Origin of the sequence: Streptomyces sp. NPDC087787 (assembly GCF_044743035.1) — a bacterium.
GTDB lineage: Bacteria > Actinomycetota > Actinomycetes > Streptomycetales > Streptomycetaceae > Streptomyces.
The window spans coordinates 363,564-387,529 of the sequence record NZ_JBIUVQ010000005.1 but is presented as its reverse complement, the minus strand read 5'-3'; the positions used below and the strand labels follow the sequence as shown (position 1 = coordinate 387,529).

Sequence of the window (23,966 nt, the reverse complement as noted above, 5' to 3'; positions counted from 1 at the left end):
AGTTCTCAAGGAACGGACGCTTCCTTTGTACTCACCCTCTCGGGCTTTCCTCCGGGCGCTTCCCTTCGGTGTTTCCGACTCTATCAGATCTTTTTCCGATCCGATTTCCTCGGTGCTTTCCAGGTTCCCGCTCTCGCGTTTCCCTTTCCGGCGGTTCCGACTCTACCAGATCTTTTCTCGACCTGACTCCCAGTCAGCGGGGCTTATCTTTGCGGCTGTTGGGCCGTTCCGACGTCTCAAACCTTAGCGGATCCTCTCGGCGATTCCCAATCGGGCCCTTCGGGCGCCGGATCAAGATCGACGAGCCCATTCGAAATTGAATTCGGGCGCGCCGAAAACAGTCCCGGACGGGAGATCATGCTGGTGGTTTGGTGCCGCTGGTGCGGCGGATGTGTCGTCGAGGAACCCTTACGGCTCCGCGGCAACCCGGAGAACATTACGGATCCGGCAGGTGGCTGTCAAGCGTCCCGGCCAGGGGTTCTCACAGCGTTCTCAGTCGAGGTCGCTGAGCCGTCCGCCGGCGTCCGGCTGGGCGTGTTCCACGCGGCGAAGGAGCCTGATCAGGATCTCGCCGAGGGCCGTGCGCTCGGCCGGGGACAGGTCCTGGAGGAGGTCGCCCTCGAAGACCGTGGCCAGCCGCATGACCTCGAGCCACTTCTCGCGGCCCTCGGACGTCAGCTCCACGATGACGCGGACGCGGTTGGCCTCGTCGCGCTCCCGGGTGACCAGCCCCTCGGCGACCATCCGGTCGATGCGGTGGGTCATCGCGGCGGGAGTGAGGCCGAGACGCTTGGCGAGGTCGCTCGGGCCCAGACGATAGGGAGCGCCGGACAGGACGAGGGCCTTCAGCACCTCCCAGTCGGCGTTGCTGATGCCGAGCGCCGCGGTCTGCCGGCCGTAGGCCACGTTCATCCGGCGGTTCAGCCGGGACAGCGCCGAGACGATCTGCTCGACCTGGGGGTCGAGGTCCTGGAACTCGCGCTGGTAGGCGGCGATCTGCTCTTCGAGCTCGGGCTCGGTGCCGATGCCGTCGATGCCGCCGGGGGTGTCGCCCATGTCCGCAGTATGGCACGGGACTGCTTGGCATTGAAGTCCTTTGGGATGTACTGTTTAGCTTCGAACTTTAGCTTCGAAGTCTTCAGTTCTAACTACTGACCACTTCAAGCAACCTCCCGTCCACTACTTGCTACCTGCTTCAGAGAGGGTGAACGTGACCAGGGCGATGGGCGCAGCGATGCGCCGGATCCACGTGGGCAACGCACTCAGCGCGTTCGGGCTCGGCTTCACCGTTCCCTACCTGTACGTCTATGTGGCGCAGGTGCGGGGTCTGGGAGCCATGACGGCGGGGATCGTCCTCGCCGTCTTCGCCGTGGCCGCGCTGATCGTGCTGCCGTTCGCCGGCCGGGCGATCGCGCGGCGCGGCCCGCTGCCGGTCCTGCTCGCCGCCCTGGTGACGGCCGCGCTCGGCGCGCTGAGCCTGGGGCTGGCGGGCGGAGCCGGAGCCGTACTGCTGTCGGCGGCTGCGCTCGGCGCGGGGCAGGCCGTGATGCAGCCGGCGCTGGCGACGATGATCGTGGACTGCTCGACGGCGGAGACGCGGTCGCGGGCGTTCGCGATGCAGTTCTTCCTGCAGAACCTCGGGCTGGGCGTGGGCGGTCTCATCGGGGGGCACCTCGTCGACACCACCCGGGTCTCCTCCTTCACTCTGCTCTTCGCGATCGAGGCGGCGGTGTTCCTGCTGCTGGTCGTACTGATGGCGACGGTGCGGATACCGCGCTCCCCGCGGATCGCCGACGATCCGGCAGAGGCGGGAAAGACGGCGGGGACCGGCTGGCGGCAGCTCGTCGGGAACCGGGCGATGGTGCAGCTGTGCGGGCTGGGCTTCGTGCTGTTCTTCGCGTGCTACGGGCAGTTCGAGTCGGGCCTGAGCGCGTACGGCGTGGAGGCCGCCGGCATCGACACCTCGACGCTCGGGACGGCACTGGCCGCGAACACGCTGATGATCGTGGTGGCGCAGTTCGCCGTGCTGAAGTTCGTGGAGCGCCGTCGCCGGTCGCGGGTGATCGCGGCCGTGGGGCTGATCTGGGCCGTGGCGTGGGCCGCGGCGGCGTACGCGGGGCTCGGGCAGGGCAGCCGGGCGATGGCCACGGCCGCGTTCGTCTCGACGTACGCCCTGTTCGGGCTCGGTGAGGCGATGCTGTCGCCGACGGTCGCGCCGCTGGTGGCGGACCTCGCTCCGGAGGGGATGGCAGGACAGTACAACTCGGCCTTCGCCCTGGTGAAGCAGCTCGCGCTGGCGCTCGGCCCGGCCGCGGGCGGCCCGCTGGCGGCCTCGCTGCCGGGGCCGTACGTCGTGACGTTCCTGGTGTTCTCGCTCCTGATCACCGTCCTGGCGCTGCGGCTGGGCCGTGGGCTCAGTGCGGCGCAGGACCATCCGTGGGCCGCGCGGAGCCGCGTGGTCGCCCGGGGCGGGGTGGCCGCGGAGCCGGTGGGCGCCGAGGCGTGAGCCGTCGGCCGTCCGCCGGGGTACGGATCCCCGCACCCCGGCGGGCGGTCCGGGTCAGCGCGGGTCCCGTCGGCCCGCCGGCCCCGGCAGGGTGAACTCGCACCAGACCGCCTTGCCGCCGCCCGGGGTTCTGCGCGCGCCCCAGCTGGTGGCGATGGTGGCGATGATGGCGATGCCGCGGCCCGACTCGTCGCTCGGGTCGGCGCGGCGGCGCCGGGGAAGGTGGTCGTCGCCGTCCGTGACTTCGACGATGAGCCGGCGGTCGGTGCGCCTGAGCCGCAGCCGCGTGGGCGGGGTGCCGTGCTGGAGCGAGTTGGCGACCAGTTCGCTGGCGGCGAGGACGCCGAGGTCGTGCAGCTCGGGCGGGAAGCGCCAGCTGGCGAGGACGCCCGAGGCGAACGCACGCGCGCGTGGGGCCGCTTCCACTCCGCCGAGCAGTTCCAGTGCCGCGTTGCGGAACAGTTCGCCGTCCGGGCCGGTGCGGGCGGGGTGCTGGAGGACGAGGACGGCCACGTCGTCGTCGTGGTCGGCCTGGACACCGGCCGAGCGGACCAGCCGGTCGCAGACCACCTGCGGGGAGCCGGTGGCGCCGGCCAGCGCGCGTTCCAGCGCCGCGATCCCCTCGTCGAGGTCCTGGTCGCGGCGTTCCACCAGGCCGTCGGTGTAGAGGACCGCGGTGGAGCCGGGGCCCAGCGGGACCGAACCGGAGGCGTGCACCCATCCGCCGGTGCCGAGCGGTGGGCCGGTGGGTTCGTCGGCGCGCAGCACGGTGCCGTTCTCGTCGCGGACCAGGATCGGCAGGTGCCCGGCGGAGGCGTACACCAGGCGGCCCTCGTTGGGGTCGTGGACGGCGTAGACGCAGGTGGCGATCTGGTTGGCGTCGATGTCCGCGGCGAGGCCGTCCAGGAGTTGCAGGACCTCGTGCGGGGGCAGGTCCATGCGGGCGTAGGCGCGGACGGCTGTGCGCAGTTGCCCCATGACCGCGGCCGCGCGCACCCCTCTGCCCATCACGTCGCCGATGACCAGTGCCGTGCGGCCGCCGCCGAGGGTGATGACGTCGTACCAGTCACCGCCGACCGCGGCCTCAGTGCCGCCCGGCTGGTAGGTGGCGGCGATGCGCAGGTCGTCGGGCTGCTCCAGCACCTGGGGCAGGAGCGAGCGCTGGAGGGTGACGGCGGTCTCGCGCTGCCGGCGCTCGCTGGCGCGCAGGCGTTCGGCGGCGTCGGCGTGGTCCGTGACGTCGGTGGCGAAGACCAGGACTCCGCGGCCGTCGCGGTCGTCGCCCTTCGGTTCGGCGACCGGGGTGCACGTGAACGTGTACGAGCGGCCGTCGGGTGCCTTGCGGGACTTCAGGGTGCGGGGCCTGCCGCTGCGCAGCACCTGGTCCAGGAGCGGGAGCAGGCCCAGTTCACGCAGCTCGGGCAGGGCCTCGCAGGCGGGCCCGCCGAGCGGGCGTACGCCGAAGGCCGCCGCGTAGGCGTCGTTGACGTAGGCGATGCGGTGGTCGGGGCCGTGGACGAGGGCGACGAGGGCCGGGACGCGGTCGAGGACCTCACGTGCGGGGAGTTCGTCGACGGCGGGCACCGGCGCTGTCTCGTCGGTCAGTTGTTCGGCGCGGGCCGCGGGTACGGTGCCGTCCGCCCGCCGGTCCGCGACGGTCGCGAGATCGGGCCGCGCCGCCGCGCGGCGCTGCGTTCCGGTGATGCCGGGGAGCCGGGCGCTCCAGCGCGTGAAGTTCACGAATCCTTGCCTCGTGTCGTCGTCTCAGGCCGGCTCCGGGCCCGGGCCGGGGGTCAGGGGCCGCGCGGCGGTGACCGCACATTCTTACCGTCCCCGGAGTGCGGGGCAGCGGGAATGCGTCATCCGTGCCGGGCGGGCGGCTGCCCGTCCTCGGCCGCGGGCCGGTTGGGCGGTGTGGCCGACCGCGCCGGCATCCGTGGGACGCCGGGGCGTGCGGCGGAGTTCCCCGGTCCGGTCAGGACGACCCTTTCGGGTTGATGTTCGGGTCGAGAGGATGCTTTCCACCGGCAGCGAGTTCGAACTCTGCCCGGGGATGTTCGAGTGAACCCAGGGAGACGATCTCCCGTTTGAAGAGTCCCGCCAGCATCCATTCGGCGAGCACCCGGGTCTTGCGGTTGACGGTGGGCACCCGGCTGAGGTGGTAGGCGCGGTGCATGAACCAGGCGGGGTAGCCCTTCAGCTTGCGCCCGTAGACCTGCGCGACGCCCTTGTGCAGCCCGAGCGAGGCGACCGAGCCGGCGTACTTGTGCGCGTACGTCTCCAGGGGTTCGCCGCGCAGCGCGTGGCCGATGTTGTCGCCGAGGACCCGGGCCTGGCGGACCGCGTGCTGGGCGTTGGGAGCGGTCAGGCCGCCCGGCTCGCCGGAGGTGACGTCGGGTACGGCGGCGGCGTCGCCCGCGGCCCAGGCGTGTTCGACGCCCTCGACGGTCAGCTGGGCGGTGCACTTCAGGCGCCCGCGCTCGTTCAGCGGCAGGTCGCTGGCGGCGAGGATCGGATGCGGTTTGACGCCCGCGGTCCACACGACCGTACGGGTCGGGAAGCGCTGCCCGTCACTGAGGACGGCGACGCGGTCGGCGCACGACTCGAGGCGGGTGCGCAGGAGGACCTGGATGTTGCGGCGGCGCAGTTCGGTGACCGTGTAGCGGCCCATCTCCTCGCCGACCTCGGGCAGGATGCGGTCCGAGGCCTCGACGAGGATCCACTTCATGTCCTCGGGCTTGACGTTGTGGTAGTAGCGGGCGGCGTAGCGGGCCATGTCCTCCAGTTCGCCGAGCGCCTCCACGCCCGCGTACCCGCCGCCGACGAAGACGAAGGTGAGGGCGGCGTCGCGGATCGCGGGGTCGCGGGTGGAGGAGGCGATGTCCATCTGCTCGAGGACGTGGTTGCGCAGCCCGATGGCCTCCTCGACGGTCTTGAATCCGATGCCGTAGTCGAGCAGTCCCGGGATGGGCAGGGTGCGCGAGACGGAGCCCGGGGCGAGGACGAGTTCGTCGTACGCCAGCTTCTCGGTGCCCCCGGTCTCCTCCGTGGCGAGGGTGGTGAGGGTCGTGGTGCGGTGCGCGTGGTCGACGGAGGTGGCCTCGCCGACGATGATGCGGCACCGGTCGAGGACGCGGCGCAGCGGTACGACGACGTGCCGGGGGGAGATCGCGCCGGCCGCGGCCTCGGGCAGGAACGGCTGATACGTCATATAGGGATCCGGCGTGACCACCGTGATCTCCGCCTCGCCCCGGCTGAGCTCCTGTTTCAACCGCCGCTGCAGGCGCAGGGCCGTGTACATCCCGACGTAGCCGCCGCCGACAACGAGAATGCGCGCACGTTCCTTCACCATCCCATGACGCACCCGACTCTCTCGTTTGTCCACAGCCCCGGCGAATTGTGTGACCGTCGGCCGACGGCGCGGGGTTGGCCGAAACAGCGGTGTGCGAGGGAAGCACGCAGGTCAGTAGGTGTACGCCGGGGGACGGAAGGGGGCGCAATACGGGCGTATGGGGCTCGTACTCCGATCGGGGGGCGCTCCGTGCGGAACCTGCCCCTTCTGAATTGACTCCCTCTCAACTATGTTCGTGTGTCGACGGGGTGTGGGGGATGTGATCCGGGCGAGCCCGCCGAGTGGCACCTGATCTCGGGGGCAGGCCCGATCGTGCGTGATCCCGTTCCGCGCGCTCCGGAATCAGGGACGGGGAGTCTCCGGGGGGAGACGTCATTACCGGGGGATCACTTATGCACATTCAGGGCACTCATTGGTCCACCGCGTCAGCCATGGCGCCCGGTGGCGGCGCGATGGGCACCGCGGCGGGCAACGCGCGCGGGGACGAGCCCCGGCCGGGCCGGACGGCGCCGCTGCGCGTGGACGCACAGCGCAACCTCGAACACGTGCTCCGGGCGGCCCGCGAGGTCTTCGGCGAGCTGGGGTACGGCGCGCCGATGGAGGACGTGGCGCGGCGCGCGCGGGTCGGCGTCGGCACGGTGTACCGGCGTTTCCCGAGCAAGGACGTCCTGGTGCGGCGGATAGCCGAGGAGGAGACCTCCCGGCTCGCCGACCAGGCGCGGGCCGCGCTCGGCCAGGAGGACGAGCCGTGGTCGGCGCTCTCCCGCTTCCTGCGGACGTCGGTGGCCTCCGGTGCCGGGCGGCTGCTGCCGCCGCAGGTGCTGCGGGTCTCGGTCACCGAGGACCGGGCCGACCCCCGGGTGCCGCAGCAGCGCGTCCAGCCGGGCTCCGGGGAGCTCAGGCTCGTGCCCGACGCGGCGGGGCCCGCGTCCGGCGCGGCGGAGGACGACGCGGGGGCGGCGGCGCTCCTTGAGGTCGTGGGCCGGCTGGTGGAGCGGGCGCGCGCGGCGGGCGAACTGCGGCCGGACGTCTCGGTGTCGGACGTACTGCTGGTCATCGCGACGGCGGCGCCCGCGCTGCCGGACGCGGCACAGCAGGCCGCCGCCTCCGCCCGGCTGCTGGACATCCTGCTGGACGGGCTGCGTTCGCGGCCCGTGTGAGCCGTACCCCCCGTGTGAGCCGTGCCCGGCGGGCCTTCCCGAACGGGTGAGGACGGCACCGAAACGCGACGGAGCCCCACGGACGAGTGGAGGATTCCCGCGGCCGGGGCCGGGTGGCGGTCGGTGTGGCAGTCTGGCCCGGTGTTCGGGACGGTCTGGCCGACAACGGGGGCGTTTGCGCGATGAGCGTTGACGGGCGGGGTGACGGCGACGGCGGGTCGCGGGCGGACGGGCCGGATGCTCCGCAGGTGCCGGCCCAGGGCGGTCCGCCAGGAGCTGCGCGCGGCACCGGGCGGGCCGAGGGTGGTTCCCGGGCCCAGGGAGGCGTACCGGCCCAGGGCGGTTCTCCGGCGCGGGACTCAACCGCGCAGGGCGGTGTACCGGCACAGGGCTCGACTGCGCGGGGCTCGACGGCGCGGGGCGGCGTACCGGCGCAGCGCGAACGGTCCGGGAAGAGCACGGTGCCGCCCGCGCCGGGGCCCCTGTCCTCGGCGGACCTGCCGCCGTCCGACGCCGAGCTGATCGGGCGGGTGCGCGCGGGCGAGGACAGCGCGTACGAGGAGCTGTACCGGCGCCACGCCGATGCCGTACGCCGGTACGCGCGCACGTGCTGCCGGGACGCCCACACCGCCGACGACCTGACCGCCGAGGTGTTCGCCCGGGTCCTCCAGGCGGTGCGCGGCGGATCCGGTCCCGAGCACGCCGTACGCGCCTATCTGCTCACCACCGTCCGGCGGGTCGCCGCGCAGTGGACCAGCACCGCCCGGCGCGAGCAACTGGTCGACGACTTCGCGGTGTTCGCCGCCCGGGCCGCGCGGGTCGCGGAGCTGTCGGACGACACCGCCGGCTCCTTCGGAACGGGCCTGGCTCTCGGCGCCGATGTGCGCGCGATGCACGAGGCCGAGCAGTCGTTGGCCATGCGGGCCTTCCGCTCGCTGCCCGAGCGGTGGCAGGCCGTGCTGTGGCACACGGAGGTCGAGGACGAGTCGCCGAGCGCGGTCGCCACGCTCTTCGGGCTGGACGCCAACGGCACCCGGGTGCTGGCCAGCCGGGCCCGGGAGGGGCTGCGGCAGGCCTACCTCCAGGCCCACGTCAGTGCCTCCCTCACCGCCGACGAGGCGTGCGCCCGGTACGCCGACCGGCTCGGCGGCTACGCCCGCGGCAAGCTGCGCACCCGTGCCGAGCGGGGGCTGCGCAAGCACCTGGAGGAGTGCGCCAGGTGCCGGCTGGCCGCCGCCCAGATCGCCGAGGTCGCCGGCGGCATCCCGGCCGTGGTCCCGGTGGCCGTCATCGGCTGGTTCGGCGCCGCCGGGTACGCCAAGGCGCTCGGCATCGTCGCCGGTGGCGCGGGCGCGGCGGGCGTCGCGGGTGCCGCGGCCGGGGGCTCCTCCGGTGGCGGGGGCGCGGTGGCCTCCGAGGGGCTGGGCGCGTCGGTGAAGGCGGGGATCGCGGCCGGTGTGGTCGCCGTCGCCGCCGCGGCGGTCGCGCTCGCGCTGGTCGGCCAGGAGGCCCCGGTCGGCAAGCCGGAGGCGCGGCCCGCCCCGTCCGCCCCGGTCGTGGAGGCCCCCCAGCCGTCGGCGCCGACGCCTTCTCCTCCGCCCGCGCAGGCCCCGGCGCCCGAGCCGCCGAGGCCTGCCCCGAAGCCGACGCCGCCACCGAGACCGAGGCCGACGCCCAGCGCCGTGAATCCTCCGGCGCTTCCCGCCGCGGCAGCACCGACCCCCACGGCGCCCGCCGGACCGGCGCCCAGGCCGTCACCGGCGCCCACCCCGACCAAAGAGCCCGCGCCCACCCCCACACCGGCTCCCCCTCTCGAGCCCGAGCCCGTCGTCTACCCGTGGAACGAGCTGAAGTACGACCTCACCGGAGACGGCACCCGCCCCGAGATGCGGATCGGCGCGAGCAGTTGGGTGTGGCAGCGCCACGGCCTGTCGGTCGCCGGCCGGCGGTACGCGCACGGGGTGACCGTGCACGGCAGGTCGTCCGTCACCGTCGACCTCAACCGCGAGTGCTCCGCCTACGACGCCGTGGTCGGTGTCGACGACCTGACGGCCCGGCTCGGCCGGGTCTCCTTCTCGGTGTACGCCGACGGGGTCCCCTTGTGGCACTCGGGGACGATCGCGGGTGGTGACCCGGCCCTCGCCGTCCATGTGAGCCTCGCCGGCCACCGGACCGTACGGCTGGTCGTCGAGCCGCACAGCGCCTTCGACACCGTGGCCCTCTCGGACTGGGCCGAGTCCCGGTTCACCTGCCGGTAGGACTCGGCCGGCCGCCGGAGGCCAGCGCGCCCCGCTGCGGGGCGATGCCCGCCGGCACCGCGCGGGCACGCGCGGGCGTGCCGGTCCAGCAGGTGCCGCGGCGGGACAGCAGGCGCCGCAGCCACAGCTCCAGGGACACCAGCTCCGCCAGGCCGTCCAGCGGCAGCGGTTCGCCCTGCGAGGCCGCACGCAGGGCCTTGCGGACCACCCGGGCCTCGACCAGGCCGGCCTCGGCGAGCAGGGGGGTGGCGAACAGGTCCACCAGATCGTTGACGGCCACGCGCAGGCCGGTGCGGGACGCCGCCGCGGCCGAGGCGTGCGAGGGAGCGCCCCAGCCGGGGGGCAGGTCGCCCACTCCGGCGCCCTGGAGCACCGTGCGCAGGATCGCCGCGCGGGCACCCGGCTGCACCCGCAGGGCCTCCGGCAGGGCCCGGCAGGCACGGACGACCTGGTTGTCGAGGAAGGGCGTGTGCAGCCGCTGGGAGCGGACCTCGGCCGCCTGCTCCAGCACCCGCAGGTCCGCCGCGTGCCGGGCGAGTGCGGCACGCGCGCGGTAGTCGCCCGGCCGCTGCCCGGGACCCACTCCGGAACGGTGGGTCGCGCCTTGCAGGCGAACCGATACTTCAGCCAGTGCCTCTCCGGTCAGCCACCGGGCCGCGGGCCCGGGTCTGGCCCAGGTGAGCGCGGCCAGGGAGGCCCCGACGGTGCCCGCGGGCTCGTCGAAGCGGCGGTGCAGCAGCCGTTCGGCGAGCAGGTCGAGCCCCGCGCGGTAGGGCGTGCGCGACAGCCGTCGCGCCGCGCCGTACACGCGCGCGGGGACCATGACAGAGCCGTCGGCCTTGGCGAGCGCGGCGACGGGCCGGACCAGATGGCGGCGCTTGCGGTCCATCAGCAGGTCGGCCAGGCGCGCGGGGTGGGCGTCCAGGACCTGCCGGGCGCCGTGGCCGGTGAAGTGGTCCGCGCTGCCCGCCGCGAGCCGTGCGCGGTGCCGTGCCGCCGCGACCAGGGACGGGCCGGGTTCGTCGGTGAGGGGGCCGTCCAGGTCGGCGTAGGGCAGCACGTCCTCGGCTCCGGTCACCACCACGTGGTGCAGGCGGGGGTTGGCCGCGAGGGTCCCGGCGCGTTCCAGTTCGGCCTCGCGTCCGGTGGCCGTCAGGTCGTTGAAGGTGACGGCGAGCAGACGCTCACCGGCTCCCGTGCCGTGGCCCAGGAGGGTGCCGGGCCGGCCCGGCAGCCCGGCGGCCAGCAGCGCGAGCGTGCCCGAGGCCGGTCCGCCCGACAGGTCGGCCCCGATGCCCGGAACCGGCATCCCGCGGGCCGCGCGGCGCTCGGCGGGGCCCATGCCGGGCACCGGGCCGGGATCGACGTCGGGTACGTGCCGCGGCGCGGACAGCCGGGCGCGGACGGCTTCCACCAGCGCGTCGCGCACCGCGCCGACCGCGCTGTCCGGGTCGGCCGGCGGCGCGGCCACCGCGAGCGAGGCGACCGGTTCGTAGCCCGCGACCTCACGCGCCCCCGCACGCAGGATCAGCGCGTGGCCCGGCGGAATGCGCCGTACGCCCTCGTAGGGCGTGGAGTCGTCCAGCGCGGCCGGTACGTCGGGGGCGGCCAGCAGGGCGGCCAGGTGCCCGAAGTCGAGGTTGGCCTCGACGAGGTCGGCCAGCGGCAGCGCGGCCGTCGCGTACGCCGTGCCGCCGGCCCACGGAGTGTGGAACACCGGGCGGGCGCCGGCGAGGTCACCGCAGACGGTGACGCGGCGGTCCACCTGCACGACGGCGGTGTAGCTTCCCGGCCAGGCCGTCAGATGCCTGAGCGCGCCTCCGCGCGCGGCGAACAGACCGAGCCGCAGTTGTTCGTCGGAGGCCCCGCAGATGCCGAGCACCGCGATCCTCGTCCGGTCGTCGGCCTGCACCACGCGGATCTCGTCCGGGCGCCAGTCGCCGACCGCCCACAGCGGGTCGGGGTCGCCCCACAGGAGCTGGGAGCCCACCGGGTGCAGGGTCCGGCCGTCGTGGCCGGTGGCGCCCGCGGAGCCGATCCCGATGGCGCCCGCGGCGGTGCTGCTCCATCCCACCAACCACCGCATCGAAGCCTCCACCGCCTGTGGGCAACCAGTGCACCGCAACGAACCGGTTCACCATGCTGCCACGAAGGAGGCGCGCCGGAGGGGAGGCGGAGCCGCCTTCGGTGGGGTGTACGCGCCCCCGTGCGCCTGCCCCGGTGGTGGCGAACGCCCGTACCGTGCAAGGTCGCTGCGACTCGAATGCGCCCCCTGATGCGCTCCCCGCAACACCCTTCGCGCCCTCAACTTGCATGGTGAGCGCGGTAATTCGGCAATGGCACACAGGGTCGATTTTCGGCCAATTCCGCACCATGGGGACACGTGTGCGCACGCTCCGTACTCGCACTGCGCGTCACGCGGACAACACGCAGTCCGGGAGGCGGAGTTCGCCCCCCGGACCGTTCCGCCACCCGCGGGGATGAAGGCAGCGGTGTCCCCCAGCCCACTGGATCCAGTACAGCGGGCCGACCCACGCAAGACCATGGAACCGCTCCCCCGGTGGCCGGAGTAGAGCGCACGCACGGGCGCACGGCCACACAGCAGGTGCACGCCGCAACCCTGCGTGCAGGGCCCGCACTTGAGTGCGGGCCACAATCCCGCCATCCGGAAGAATGCCCCTTAACGCTTGGGATGCGGCGAACTACGCTGGGTTTACGAATGCCGCGTGGTTATGCCAGCGCGACAGCCGTCTGTGTCGAGGGGTGGCGCATGTCCAGGGAGCAACGCGGGCCGAACGAAAAGCTCGGCGCCGTTCTCGCCCTCGCGGGAATCAGCAACGCAGGCCTCGCGCGGCGCGTCAACGACCTCGGCGCCCAGCGCGGGTTGACGCTGCGCTACGACAAGACCTCGGTGGCACGCTGGGTTTCGAAGGGGATGGTGCCGCAGGGTGCGGCGCCGCACCTCATCGCGGCCGCCATCGGGCAGAAGCTCGGCCGCCCGGTGCCGCTGCACGAGATCGGCCTGGCGGACGCGGACCCCGCACCCGAGGTGGGCCTCGCCTTCCCCAGGGACGTGGGCCAGGCGGTGAAGTCGGCGACGGAGCTGTACCGGCTCGACCTCGCCGGCCGCCGGGCCGGCTCCGGCGGCATCTGGCAGTCGCTCGCCGGATCGTTCGCGGTGAGCGCGTACGCGACGCCCGCCTCGCGCTGGCTGATAACCCCGGCCGACAGTTCGGTGGCGCGCGAGGCGGGCCCTGCGGAGGCCTCCGGCGCACCGGTCAAAGTCGGCCACAGCGATGTGCAAAAGCTGCGGGAGGCCGCCGAGGACGCCAGGCGCTGGGACTCCAAGTACGGAGGCGGCGACTGGCGTTCGTCGATGGTGCCCGAGTGCCTGCGCGTGGAGGCCGCGCCCCTGCTGCTCGCCTCGTACTCCGACGAGGTCGGCAGGGCACTGTTCGGCGCCTCGGCCGAACTGACCCGGCTCGCGGGCTGGATGGCCTTCGACACCGGCCAGCAGGAGGCCGCCCAGCGCTACTACATCCAGGCGCTGCGCCTGGCCCGCGCCGCCGCCGACGTACCCCTCGGGGGCTACGTCCTGGCCTCCATGTCCCTCCAGGCGACCTACCGCGGCTTCGGCGACGAGGGCGTCGACCTCGCCCAGGCCGCCCTGGAGCGCAACCGGGGCCTGGCCACCGCCCGCACCATGAGCTTCTTCCGGCTCGTCGAGGCACGCGCCCACGCGCGCGCGGGTGATGCCCAGGCGGCCGGCGCCGCCCTCAAGGCGGCCGAGGGCTGGCTGGAGCGGTCCCGCGACGGGGACAACGACCCGTCCTGGCTCGGCTTCTACGGCTACGACCGGTTCGCCGCCGATGCCGCCGAGTGCTACCGGGACCTGAAGGCGCCCCGCCAGGTCCGCCGCTTCACCGAGCAGGCGCTGTCGAAGCCGACTGAGGAGTTCGTCCGCTCCCACGGCCTCAGACTGGTCGTCTCGGCCGTCGCCGAACTGGAGTCCGGCAACCTGGACGCGGCCTGCGAGCAGGGCGTGCGGGCCGTTGAGGTCGCCGGGCGGATCTCCTCCGCGCGCACCACGGAGTACGTCAAGGACCTCCTGCACCGGCTGGAGCCCTACAGCGACGAGCCGCGCGTGGTCGAGCTGCGCGAGCGGGCCCGCCCGCTGCTGATGACCACCGCCTGAACCTGCCCGCTCCCCGCGCGGCAGGACACCCCGGCCGTGCGGTACCACCGCCTCGAGGGCATTGTCAGTGGCGCAGTGCACTATCGAGGCGGGAGGTGGAGCAGGTGCGGCCGGACATCGCTTACGACTGCGACGTGCTGGTGATCGGAGGTGGCATCGTCGGCCTGTCGACGGCGTACGCGATCACGCGCGCCGCGCCGGGCACCCGCGTGACCGTGCTGGAGAAGGAGCAGGGCCCGGCCCGGCACCAGACGGGACGCAACAGCGGGGTGATCCACAGCGGGATCTACTACCGGCCGGGCTCGCTGAAGGCACGGTACGCGGCGGGGGGCGCCGCCGAGATGGTCAAGTTCTGCGCGGAGTACGGCATCGCGCACGAGGTGACCGGGAAGCTGATCGTGGCGACGGGACGGGACGAGCTGCCCCGGCTGCACGCGCTGGTGCAGCGCGGCCGCAAGAACGGCATTCCGGTGCGCGAGCTGGGCCCCGCGCAGATCGAGGAGTACGAGCCGGAGGTCCGCGGACTGGCCGCGATCCACGTGGGGACGACGGGGATCTGCGACTTCACGGCGGTGGCCCGGCAGCTTGCGCGGGCCTCCGGCGCGCGGATCCGGTACGGGGCCCGGGTGGTGCGGGTGGACCGCCGGCCGGAACTCGGGGTCGCCGTCCTGACCGGGCGCGGTGACATCGTCCGCGCGCGCGTGCTGGTCAACTGCGCGGGGCTGTACTGCGACGAGGTGGCGCGGATGACCGGGGACGACCCGGAGGTGCGGATCGTGCCGTTCCGCGGGGAGTACTACGAGCTGGCGCGGCCGGAGCTGGTGCGGGGGCTGGTGTATCCGGTGCCCGATCCGGCGTTCCCGTTCCTCGGGGTGCATCTCACCCGCGGGGTCGACGGCGGTGTGCACGTCGGGCCCAACGCGGTGCCGGCGCTGGCCCGCGAGGGCTACGGATGGGGGACCGTACGGCCGCGGGAGCTGGCGGGGACGCTGAGCTGGCCCGGGTCGTGGCGGATCGCCCGCCGCCACTGGCGGTACGGGGCCGGGGAGCTGCGGCGGTCGGTGTCGAGGGCCGCCTTCACCCGGGCGGTGCGCCGGCTGGTGCCCGCGGTGCGGGAGGACGACCTGGTGACGGCCCCGGCCGGGGTGCGGGCGCAGGCCGTCCTGCGCGACGGCACGCTGGTGGACGACTTCCTGATCAGGGAGGGCGCCCGGGCGGTGCACGTGCTCAACGCGCCCAGTCCCGCGGCGACCGCCTCGCTGCCGATCGGGCGCGAGGTGGCGAGGCGGGCCCTGGCCGTGCTGACGGCGGCATGAAGGGCGCGCCGGGCCCCGTCGGCCTTGAGGACCGCTTCGTGCCGGGCCCCCGTAAAATCGTTCCCACTGTGACTGACTCGCTGAACACCCCCCAGGCTCCCGCCCCCGGCGAGCTGCCCCGGCACGAGCCCGGCGTGTCCCTGCGGCACACCCGGGAAAAGGGGGAGCCGCGTTTCCCCGACGGGCCCAGGGCCGACCCGGCCGGCTCGCACTTCGAGCGGCGGATCCGCAGCTTCCAGCCGCGCCGGAGCCGGGTGACCGCGGGCCAGGCGGACGCGTTGCAGCGCCTGTGGTCCACCTGGGGGCTGGACATCGACGGGCAGCGGGTGATCGACCTCGCCGAGCTGTTCGGGAACACCCGCCCGGTGGTGCTGGAGATCGGCTTCGGAATGGGCGAGGCCACCGCCCGGATGGCGGCCGCGGACCCGGACACCAACATCCTCGCCGTCGACGTGCACACCCCGGGCCAGGGCAACCTGCTGAGCCTCGCCGACCGGCACGGACTCGGCAACGTCCGCGTCGGCAACGGCGACGCGATCATCCTGCTGCGCGAGATGCTCACTCCCGACAGCCTCGACGGGCTGCGCGTCTACTTCCCCGACCCCTGGCCGAAGAAGCGGCACCACAAGCGGCGGCTGATCCAGCCGGAGTTCCTGACGCTGGCCGCCACCCGGCTCAGGCCCGGGGCGCTCGTGCACTGCGCGACGGACTGGGAGCCGTACGCCCAGCAGATGCTCGACGTGCTGACCGCGCACCCGGACTTCGAGAACACCCGGCCCGACGGCGGTTTCGCGCCACGTCCGGGCTTCCGTCCGCTGACCCGTTTCGAGGGCCAGGGACTGGAGAAGGGTCACGTGGTGAACGATCTGCTGTTCCGCCGCGTACCCCGGCCGGAAGACCAGCAGCCGCAGTGACCTCGTGAGGGCCGATGCCGTGGACACCTGCCCCCCGTACCCGACACCTCCCGGCGCCCCGGGCGGCACCTCCCGCCACGCGCACTGGTGGCAGCGGCGATGGGTCAGGTACGGCGCCCTCGTCACCCTGCTCGCCCTCTCCGGGCTCGTCATCCTCGCCCTGGTGCGCCGGCAGACCGGCACCGAGGGGTTCCTCGTCGGGCTCGGGCTCGCGGTACTGCCCGTACCGCTGCTGACGGCCGCCTTCCGCTGGCTGGACCGGGTCGAGCCGGGCCCCTGGCGGAACCTGGTGTTCGCGTTCGCCTGGGGCGCCTGCGCGGCGGCCCTGATCGCGATCGTCGCGAACAGCTTCGCCACGCACTGGATAGCCACGGCGACCGCCGACCCCGACGGCGCCGACACCCTGGGCGCGACGGTGATAGCGCCGGTCGTGGAGGAGTCCGCGAAGGCCGCCGCCGTCCTGCTGGTCTTCCTCTTCCGCAGACGCGACTTCAACGGCATCGTCGACGGGGTCGTCGTCGCCGGCGTGACCGCGACCGGCTTCGCGTTCACCGAGAACATCCTCTACCTCGGCAACGCCTTCGGCACCGACCAGCTCACCGGCGACCGTGGCATCGCCTCCGTCACGGCGGCGACCTTCTTCGTCCGCGTCATCATGTCGCCGTTCGCGCACCCGATGTTCACCGTGCTCACCGGCATCGGCTTCGGCATCGCCGCCATGTCCGGGGACCGCCGCCTGCGGCGCCTGCTGCCGCCGCCGGCCGGGCTGCTGCTCGCGATGGGCATGCACGCCCTGTGGAACGGCTCGACGACCTTCGGCGAGTACGGCTTCTTCGCGGTCTACGCCGCCATCATGGTGCCCGTCTTCGGGCTGCTGACCTGGCTGGTCGTGTGGACCCGGCAGCGCGAGCTGAGGACCGTGCGCGAGGAACTGCCCGCGTACACGGCCGCGGGATGGCTCAACCCGGCCGAACCGTTCGCCCTGGCCTCCATGCGGGCGCGCCGACTGGCCCGCGACCACGCGCGGCGCCACCTCGGCAGGCAGGCGGCGCGGACGGTTGCCCAGTACGAGGCGTACGCGACCTCGCTGGCGTTCCTCCGGCACCGCGGGCACCTGGGGTGGGCCGGGGCCGACTTCGCCGTACGGGAGCGGGAACTGCTGCACGAGCTGTGGCGCAGACGGGAGGTGGCGCAGCCCGCCCTGGACCACGCGGCCAGGATGACGACGCCCATCGCCGCGCCACCCTGGCCGGGGTACGCGGTGCACGGGGTCCACGGGATGCAGGGGGCCTGCGGGGCGCACCCGCGGCCACCGGGGTACGGGTCGTACGGGCCGGCGACGCCGTATCCGCACGGTCCGGCGTACGGGCCGGTGACCCCGTATCCCCACGGTCCGGCGGTGCCGTATCCCTCGTACAACCCGTACCGGACCCCGTCGTAGCGGCCCCCGGGGACGGGAGTCACGCCGACCCCTGCGTCAGCTTCCCGAGCTCCTCCTCCGTCAGCCGCAGCTCCGCGACCCCGAGCAGCGCCGGGAGCTGTTCCACCGTCCGCGCCGAGGCGATCGGGGCGGCCACCGTCGGCTGTGCGACGAGCCAGGTCAGGTTGCAAACGTGCCGGAGCGGCCCTTCCGGACAGGCCGCGTCCGGCCGCGAAGGTCGCGAACAAGCCCCACGGCTTCGCCGGCGGTGGGACCGGTCCGTGTCGGTCAGGGGGTGAGGCCCCTGTCGCGCAGCCACGCCGTCGGGTCGATCCCGGTGGACTGGCCGCCCGGGTGGACCTCCAGGTGGAGGTGGGGCCCGGTGACGTTGCCGGTGGCACCCACGCGGCCGATCACGTCGCCCGTACTGACCTGCTGGCCGACGCTGACGTTGATCGACGACTGGTGGCAGTACCAGAGCTCGGTGCCGTCGTCGAGGGTGAGGATCGTGCGGTAGCCGTAGGCACCGGCCCAGCCGGCCTCGGTGACGGTGCCGGTGTGGATCGCCTTGAGCAGGGTGCCCGTGGGCGCGGCGAAGTCGAGGCCGGTGTGGTAGCCGGAGGACCACATGGAGCCGGCCTGGCCGAAGGAAGAGGTGAGCGTGTACGAGGAGGTGGGCAGCGTGTACTGCTTGGCCAGCTCGGCCAGCCGCGCCTCCTCGGCCTTCCGCGCGGCCTCCTCCTCCGCCTTCTTCTTGGCGGCGGCGGCCTCGGCCTCGGCCGTCTCCCGCGCCTTCGCGGCATCGTCGGCGGCCTTCTTGGCGGCAGCGGCCTGGGCGTCCGCCTGGGCCTTGGCCTCGATCTGCTCCTGCTGCTGCTCGGCCTGCGCCATGATCCGGTTGCGCAGCACCTCGCCGGCGTCCGAGGTGCCCTGCCCGGTCTCGGCGGCGGTCACGCCGATGCCGCTGAGCGCGGTCGCCGAGCCCTCGGGGGCGGCGTCGGAGCCGTCCTCGAACAGGGAGCCCACGGACGGCAGGTCGGGCAGCGAGATGGACACCGGCGGCTTGGCGCTGTTGGCACTGGCCATGCCGCCCGCGCCGACGGCGGCGATGACACCGACGCCGAGAACGGTGGAGCTGCGGGCGAGCCCGCCGCCGCGCTGCTTGGCGACGCGGTGCCGGCCACGGACGGGACGGATGGACTCCGCGCTCGGGTTCCACTCCTCCCAGGGGCCCTCATCGGCGCGTCGGCTGTCGTAGCCGAAGGTCTCGCCGTGCTGGCGGCTCGGCGCGAACGGGGCTTCCGGAGCAGGCGGGTTGGACGCCACGAAGGCGCACTCCTTTCCTTCCGCATCGCCTACCGGGTTAGCTGACGGGTTCGGAGCGGGAAGGTCTCCTACGCGCGTAAACAAGCCGTGTTCATACGGCGGTTACGCTCGATTCACCCCAAGTAGGTGGTTCCCCGGTTCCCTTGCGGGATTCGGCGTGCGCGCACGGAGCCGCCTCTTGTGACGGCTGGGACGACCGTGCTGCGTTATCGAACGTTAATAGACGCGGGCCCCTGATTCCAAGCCGTTCGGCTTGATCACTCAACCTTCCGGCCCGACCTTACGGTCCATGAGCACCGAAAACCGGGCGAGTTGACCGCACTTTCCGGAGCTCTTGAGACGAGCACCCGTGGAGGAGCGAAAACACTCAGGGCCGGAATCCATGAATCGGATTCCGGCCCTGAGCCTTCAGTAGCGGGGACAGGATTTGAACCTGCGACCTCTGGGTTATGAGCCCAGCGAGCTACCGAGCTGCTCCACCCCGCGTCGTTGTGACACCAGTATATGCCATCCGGAAGGCCGCTCGCACCAACCTCTCAGCCGAGCAGATGCCGGTTGGGTTCCGTGGCCCTCTCCTCGAACTCCGGCACCACGACGACGACCGCGCCACCGGCCGCCAGCACCCCGGTTCCGTCGGCGCCCTCGACGAACGTGTCCGGCTCCCGCCACGCCGTCACCACGCGCCGCACCCCGGCGTCCAGAATCAGCCGGGCGCACGGACGCGGCCGGGAGGCGCGGCGGGCGCACGGCTCCAGGCTGCTGTACACCGTGGCGTCCGGCAGCCGTGGATCCGCCGGGTCGACCTTGGCCAGCGCCGCCTCCTCCGCGTGCACGACCGGGTCGTCCCCCTCCCGCGAGTACCCGCGGGCGAGTTCGGTCCCGTCGGCGGCGACCACCACGGCGCCCACGCTGAACGCGGTCCGGGACGGCGGGCACTGGGCCGCCAGTTCGCAGGCGATCCGGAGCCAGTGCCGGTCCGCGGGAACGGCGCGGCCGGCGGTGCCGGGAGCGGTGGGCTCGTAGCGCACGAGGACGACGTCCTCGATGGTCCGCGTCTCCACCAGCCGCAGCCGCCCGCCCTGGTAGGCCCCCGGCCCGAACAGCCGGGGCGCGTCCGGGTCCCCCACGAACAGGGGGGCGAGCACGAGCTGCACCTCGTCCGCGAGCTGCTGCCGCAGCAGCTGGGTGTGGACGGACCCGCCGCCCTCGACCATGAGCCGGCGCACCCCGCGCACGTCGTGCAGGTGCTCGAGCAGCCGGGGCCAGCCGAGTTCGGCGCCCAGCGGCACGACGTCGGCGGCCAGGCCCGTACGCCGCAGCCGCAGCGCGCCCTCGTCGGTCGTGTAGAGGACCTTCTCGCCGCCGGTGTGCCAGAAGGGCGCTTCGGGGTCCAGCTCGCCGGAGGCGCTGACCGCGACCTTCAGCGGGTACTCCGGCTTCCCGGCGGCGCGGCGGGCGGCCCGCCGCTCGGGCGAGTTCACCAGCAGCCGCGGATTGTCGGCCCGCAGGGTGCCGGCGCCGATCAGGATCGCGTCGGACGACGCCCGCACCTCGTCGACCCGGTCGAAGTCGGCGGGGCTGGAGAGCAGCAGGCGCTCGGGGCCGGTGTCGTCCAGGTAGCCGTCGAGCGAGACGGCGGCGGACAGCAGGACGTACGGGTGGGGCATCGACGCCCTCTCTCTCGGCGACGGGCTCGCCCCCAGTGTGACCGACGGACCAGGTGGGCACCGCCCTTCGGGCCACCTGGAGAATCCCGGGCCCACGGCTGACCCACCAACGACGGAACCCCCGTCCGACCAGGTCGGCGGGGGTTCCGAGGGCGCGGGCGCCGGTAGGCCCTGTGGGACTCGAACCCACAACCAATGGATTAAAAGTCCACTGCTCTGCCAATTGAGCTAAGGGCCCGGGCGATGTTGCTTACCCGAGCATAGCGGGAGGAGGGCCCGTCGCCGATCGGGTATCGGGGGTGCCAGGCCGGAAGTTCGGCGTGATCGGTGGTGACCGGGTGACGGCCGGGGTCAGAAGATCCCTTTTTGGCCGGCGCGAAAACCGCAGGGCCCGTACGACCGGAGTCGTACGGGCCCTGCGGGTGAATCACTTGGCGTCAGCCGTTGCGCTTCCAGCGCGGCTTGTCGTCGCGGCGGCCGAAGGAGCCGCCGCCGCTGCGGTGGTCGTCACGGCGGCCGTAGGGACGCTCGTGACCGCCGGAGCGGAAGCCGGGGCGGTCGCCCTGGCGGTCGCGGTTGAACGGACGGTCGCTGCCGCGGTGCCCGCCGCGCTCGTCGCGCCGGGCCGGACGGTCGTCCCGGCGGAAGCCGCCACGGTCGTCACGGCGGTCGTCACGGCGGTCGAACGAGCCGCGGTCGTCACGGCGGTCGAAGGAACGGGGCGCACGGTCCCGGTCGCGGTTGAAGCCGCCCCGGTCGTCACGCCGCTCGAAGGAACGGCCACCACGGTCACCCCGGTCACCGCGGTCGTCACGGCGGAAGCCACGGTCGTCACGGCGCTCGAAGCCGCGGTCACGGTCACGGTCGAAGGAACGGCCACCGCGGTCGCCCCGGTCGTCGCGGCGGAAGCCACCCCGGTCGCCGCGGTCACGGTCACGGTCGCGGTTGAAGCCGCCGCGGTCGTCACGGCGGTCGAGCGAGCCGCGGTCGTCACGACGGTCGAAGGAACGCGGCGCACGGTCCCGGTCACGCTGGAAGCCGCCCCGGTCCTCACGCCGCTCACGCCGGTCGTACGACGACGGGGCCGCCGCACGCTCCTCGCGCTCCTCGCGCTCGGCGCCCTCTTCCCGGTCGATGCGCTCGATGTCCCGGGCCGCCGGCTGCTCCGGCACCGACACCTCGGCCACCGCCTGCTCACCGGCCACCGCGTCCGAACCCTCGGGCGTCACGGTCTCGCCGCGCTCCCGGGCGAGACGCGCGACCAGCCGGTCGGCCTCGTCACGCAGCTCGGCCGCACGCCGCTGCGCGCGCTCCAGCTGCTTGGCGAGGTGGGTGACCTCGCGCTCGGCCAGCTGGGCCGCGGTGCCCGCGGACTCGGCCTGCACCTCGGTCATCGACCGGGCGCCGGTGATCTCGGCGACCTCCGGGTCGAAGGCCGCGCCGCCCTGGATGATGTGGCGCGAGGCGTCCACGCCCGCGTCCTCCATCAGGCGGAAGATCTGACGCCGCTGGTGCGGCAGGGACAGCGAGACCACCGTGCCCGTGCGGCCCGCGCGGGCCGTACGGCCGGCCCGGTGCAGGTAGTCCTTGTGGTCGCCGGCCGGGTCGACGTTCAGCACCAGGTCGATGCCGTCGACGTGGATGCCGCGGGCGGCGACGTCGGTGGCGACCAGGACGTTGACGTACCCGTCCTTGAAGTCCGCCAGGGTGCGGGTGCGGGCGCCCTGCGTCATGCCGCCGTGCAGCGCTTCGGCCTTCGCGCCGGCCTCGCGCAGCTGCTCGGCCACGCGGTCGGCGCCGAGCTGGGTGCGCACGAAGATGATGGTGCGGCCCTTGCGGGAGGCGATGGCCGCGGTGACCGGCGCCTTGTCCTTGGGCTTCACGATCAGGATGTGGTGCGACATGGTCGTCACCGCGCCCTGCGCCGCGTCGACCTCGTGGCTGACCGGGTCGGTCAGGTAACGGTCGACGAGGGTCTTGATCTCGTTCTCCATCGTCGCGGAGAACAGCATCCGCTGACCGCCCGCCGGAACCTGGTCGAGCAGCTCGGTGACCTCGGGCAGGAAGCCCAGGTCGGACATCTGGTCGGCCTCGTCCAGGACCGCGATCCGCACGTCCTCCAGGGAGCAGGCGCCGCGGTTGATGAGGTCGCGCAGCCGGCCCGGCGTGGCGACCAGGATGTCGACGCCCTTCTCCAGGGCGTAGATCTGGTTGCCCATGGAGGTACCGCCGCACACGACCTTCATGCGCAGGCCGACGACGTCGCCGTAGGGCTGGAGGGCGTCGGCCACCTGCATGGCCAGCTCACGGGTGGGGGTGAGGATGACCGCACGCGGCCGCTTCCGCTCGGTGCGGCCGCCGGCCAGCGTGGCCAGGGTCGGCAGACCGAAGGAGAGGGTCTTGCCGGAGCCGGTGCGGCCCCGGCCCAGGATGTCCTTCCCGGCCAGGGCGTCCGGGATGGTCGCGGCCTGGATCGGGAAAGGCGTGGTCACGCCGTTCTGCGCGAGCTTGCGGACGACGCCCTCGGGCAGGCCGAGGTCCGCGAAGGTGATCTCCGGGGCCTCGTTGTTCTCGGGGGCGTCGTCGGCGTTCTCGGGCACGACGACGTGATCAGTGGAAATGGACATGCGAATGCGAAACCTTCCGGAGTCTCTTCGGCACGCGCCCGTCAACTCCGTGATTCGCGCCACGACCGCCTCGATGCGGTCCGCCACGGCAAAGGAGAGTACGCGCCACACGGCGCGCTCTGCATGGGCGCCGGGCAAATGGGATCAAACGATCTACCACCATACGCACCCTGCACCCCTGAACGCAAACCGGCGGCGCGGCGAAGGCGAACCCGCGGCGTCACCGCAGGTCGGCTCAGCCCCTCGTCCGGTGCGGCCGCCAGCCCGGCCTGTACGGACGCTCCCGCTGCTCCAGCTGCGAACCCGTGCCGTCGTGCGTCGAGGGCGAGGGCTCGGACACCGGCGGATCCGACGGTGCCGGCGGAGCGGGCGGCGAGGCCGGCGGCTGCTCGGGCTCGGCGGACGTCTGCGGGGGCACCGGCACCGCCTCGGTCGGCGTCGGCTCGCCCGCCTTCGGCGGCACCCCGCCGTCGCCCGGCGCCGCCGACGCGCCCGCCGCGGCGGACGGCGGGTCGGAAGCGGCCGGCGTCTCACCCGGCTTCCCCCTGCCCCCGTGGCCATGCCTGCCCTCCCCGCCGCCACCGGCGTGGCCCGTGCCGCCGCCGGACAGCACGTCCTCGCCACCCGGGGCCCGGCCACCCTTCGCTCCGGCGGAGTGCGACGGCCTGACCGCGCCGCCGGCGTCCTCCCCCACGCTCATGCAGCCCGCGGCGGCGGTGACGGCGGCGACCGCCGCGGCGAGACGGACGGATACGTACAAGGGGCGCACGGGCAGCCACCTCCGGGAGGAAGAAGTCGCCGTGCCCAACTCCCTTCACCCGTGCAAGGACACGCACCCCGCCCCGCGAGGGTCAGCCGTACCCCAGCGCGTGCAGACGTTCGTCGTCGATCCCGAAGTGGTGGGCGATCTCGTGAACCACCGTCACCTCCGTCTCCGCGACCACGTCCTCCCGTGTCTCGCACATGCGCAGCGTCGGCCCGCGGTAGATGGTGATGCGGTCGGGCAGCACCCCCGCGTACCACTCGCCGCGCTCCGTCAACGGGGTCCCCTCGTACAGCCCCAGCAGCTCGGGATCGTCGGCGGGCGGCTCGTCCTCGACGAACACCGCGACGTTGTCCAGCAGCCGCATCAGCTCCGGCGGAATCTGGTCAAGGGCCTCGGCGACCAGTTCCTCGAACTCCTCGCGCGTCATCTCCAGCACACGGTCATTGTCCGGTACGGCCA

16 protein-coding genes, 2 tRNA genes, 1 pseudogene and 1 riboswitch are annotated in these 23,966 nt (G+C 73.5%); of the genes and pseudogenes, 7 read left to right on the top strand and 12 right to left on the bottom strand.

Going from position 1 to position 23,966, the window contains the following annotated elements; genetic code table 11:
* Positions 1-492: 492 nt before the first annotated feature.
* Positions 493-1,056, bottom strand: a complete 564-nt coding sequence (locus ACIOWN_RS11475; protein ID WP_401981707.1) for a MarR family winged helix-turn-helix transcriptional regulator — start codon at positions 1,054-1,056, stop codon at positions 493-495.
* A gap of 178 nt (positions 1,057-1,234) precedes the next feature.
* Here ACIOWN_RS11475 and ACIOWN_RS11470 point away from each other — a divergent pair, with 178 nt between their 5' ends.
* The gene (locus ACIOWN_RS11470) at positions 1,235-2,506 is read left to right on the top strand and encodes an MFS transporter (protein WP_401981729.1); all 1,272 of its coding nucleotides are present in this window, start codon (positions 1,235-1,237) and stop codon (positions 2,504-2,506) included.
* A gap of 54 nt (positions 2,507-2,560) precedes the next feature.
* Here the strand turns inward: ACIOWN_RS11470 and ACIOWN_RS11465 are convergent, their stop codons facing one another.
* Positions 2,561-4,246 (bottom strand): SpoIIE family protein phosphatase, encoded by a 1,686-nt coding sequence (locus tag ACIOWN_RS11465; RefSeq protein ID WP_362357441.1) that lies wholly within the window; start codon positions 4,244-4,246, stop codon positions 2,561-2,563.
* 235 nt (positions 4,247-4,481) lie between these two features.
* Complete coding sequence (locus tag ACIOWN_RS11460; RefSeq protein WP_401981705.1) at positions 4,482-5,858, bottom strand: NAD(P)/FAD-dependent oxidoreductase; 1,377 nt, start codon at positions 5,856-5,858, stop codon at positions 4,482-4,484.
* A gap of 392 nt (positions 5,859-6,250) precedes the next feature.
* On the opposite strand from ACIOWN_RS11460, the gene ACIOWN_RS11455 reads away from it, so the two are divergent.
* A complete protein-coding gene (locus ACIOWN_RS11455; protein ID WP_362357445.1) occupies positions 6,251-7,018 on the top strand; it encodes a helix-turn-helix domain-containing protein in 768 nt (255 codons plus the stop codon).
* Positions 7,019-7,200: 182 nt separating this feature from the next.
* A complete protein-coding gene (locus ACIOWN_RS11450) occupies positions 7,201-9,276 on the top strand; it encodes a sigma-70 family RNA polymerase sigma factor (protein ID WP_401981701.1) in 2,076 nt (691 codons plus the stop codon).
* Here the strand turns inward: ACIOWN_RS11450 and ACIOWN_RS11445 are convergent.
* Positions 9,263-11,362 carry an asparagine synthase-related protein gene (locus ACIOWN_RS11445; RefSeq protein ID WP_362357449.1) on the bottom strand — a complete coding sequence of 700 codons (2,100 nt, stop codon included), beginning with the start codon at positions 11,360-11,362 and terminating at the stop codon, positions 9,263-9,265. The two genes, ACIOWN_RS11450 and ACIOWN_RS11445, sit on opposite strands and share 14 nt — an antisense overlap.
* Positions 11,363-12,046: 684 nt before the next feature.
* Between ACIOWN_RS11445 and ACIOWN_RS11440 the strand changes: the two genes are divergently transcribed.
* The 4 genes from ACIOWN_RS11440 (at position 12,047) to ACIOWN_RS11425 (ending at position 17,142) form a co-directional block, all read left to right on the top strand.
* A complete protein-coding gene (locus tag ACIOWN_RS11440; RefSeq protein ID WP_100570365.1) occupies positions 12,047-13,471 on the top strand; it encodes an MFS transporter in 1,425 nt (474 codons plus the stop codon).
* Between the two features lie 95 nt (positions 13,472-13,566).
* Positions 13,567-14,787 (top strand): L-2-hydroxyglutarate oxidase, encoded by a 1,221-nt coding sequence (gene lhgO, locus ACIOWN_RS11435; RefSeq protein ID WP_362357451.1) that lies wholly within the window; start codon positions 13,567-13,569, stop codon positions 14,785-14,787.
* A gap of 68 nt (positions 14,788-14,855) precedes the next feature.
* Positions 14,856-15,701, top strand: coding sequence for a tRNA (guanosine(46)-N7)-methyltransferase TrmB (gene trmB, locus ACIOWN_RS11430; protein ID WP_362357453.1), 846 nt, complete (start codon positions 14,856-14,858; stop codon positions 15,699-15,701).
* Between the two features lie 19 nt (positions 15,702-15,720).
* A complete protein-coding gene (locus ACIOWN_RS11425) occupies positions 15,721-17,142 on the top strand; it encodes a PrsW family intramembrane metalloprotease (RefSeq protein WP_401981697.1) in 1,422 nt (473 codons plus the stop codon).
* Between the two features lie 19 nt (positions 17,143-17,161).
* On the opposite strand, the pseudogene ACIOWN_RS11420 reads toward ACIOWN_RS11425, so the two are convergent.
* From ACIOWN_RS11420 to ACIOWN_RS11385, 8 genes and pseudogenes are all read right to left on the bottom strand, one after another.
* Positions 17,162-17,305, bottom strand: a pseudogene (locus tag ACIOWN_RS11420) (aldo/keto reductase); the annotation flags it as partial.
* Positions 17,306-17,409: 104 nt separating this feature from the next.
* Positions 17,410-18,447 (bottom strand): M23 family metallopeptidase, encoded by a 1,038-nt coding sequence (locus ACIOWN_RS11415; protein ID WP_362357455.1) that lies wholly within the window; start codon positions 18,445-18,447, stop codon positions 17,410-17,412.
* Between the two features lie 11 nt (positions 18,448-18,458).
* A riboswitch (cyclic di-AMP (ydaO/yuaA leader) is annotated at positions 18,459-18,615 on the bottom strand.
* A 244-nt stretch (positions 18,616-18,859) separates the two neighbouring features.
* A tRNA-Met gene (locus ACIOWN_RS11410) sits at positions 18,860-18,933 on the bottom strand.
* A gap of 50 nt (positions 18,934-18,983) precedes the next feature.
* Positions 18,984-20,114 (bottom strand): dihydrofolate reductase family protein, encoded by a 1,131-nt coding sequence (locus ACIOWN_RS11405; RefSeq protein ID WP_401981694.1) that lies wholly within the window; start codon positions 20,112-20,114, stop codon positions 18,984-18,986.
* A gap of 165 nt (positions 20,115-20,279) precedes the next feature.
* Positions 20,280-20,352: transfer RNA gene (locus ACIOWN_RS11400), tRNA-Lys, on the bottom strand.
* Between the two features lie 199 nt (positions 20,353-20,551).
* Positions 20,552-22,741 (bottom strand): DEAD/DEAH box helicase, encoded by a 2,190-nt coding sequence (locus ACIOWN_RS11395; RefSeq protein ID WP_362356134.1) that lies wholly within the window; start codon positions 22,739-22,741, stop codon positions 20,552-20,554.
* 235 nt (positions 22,742-22,976) lie between these two features.
* Positions 22,977-23,510 (bottom strand): hypothetical protein, encoded by a 534-nt coding sequence (locus tag ACIOWN_RS11390; protein WP_362356132.1) that lies wholly within the window; start codon positions 23,508-23,510, stop codon positions 22,977-22,979.
* An 82-nt stretch (positions 23,511-23,592) separates the two neighbouring features.
* On the bottom strand, positions 23,593-23,943 hold the full coding sequence (locus ACIOWN_RS11385) for a metallopeptidase family protein (RefSeq protein WP_362356130.1): 351 nt from the start codon (positions 23,941-23,943) through the stop codon (positions 23,593-23,595).
* Positions 23,944-23,966 lie beyond the last annotated feature (23 nt).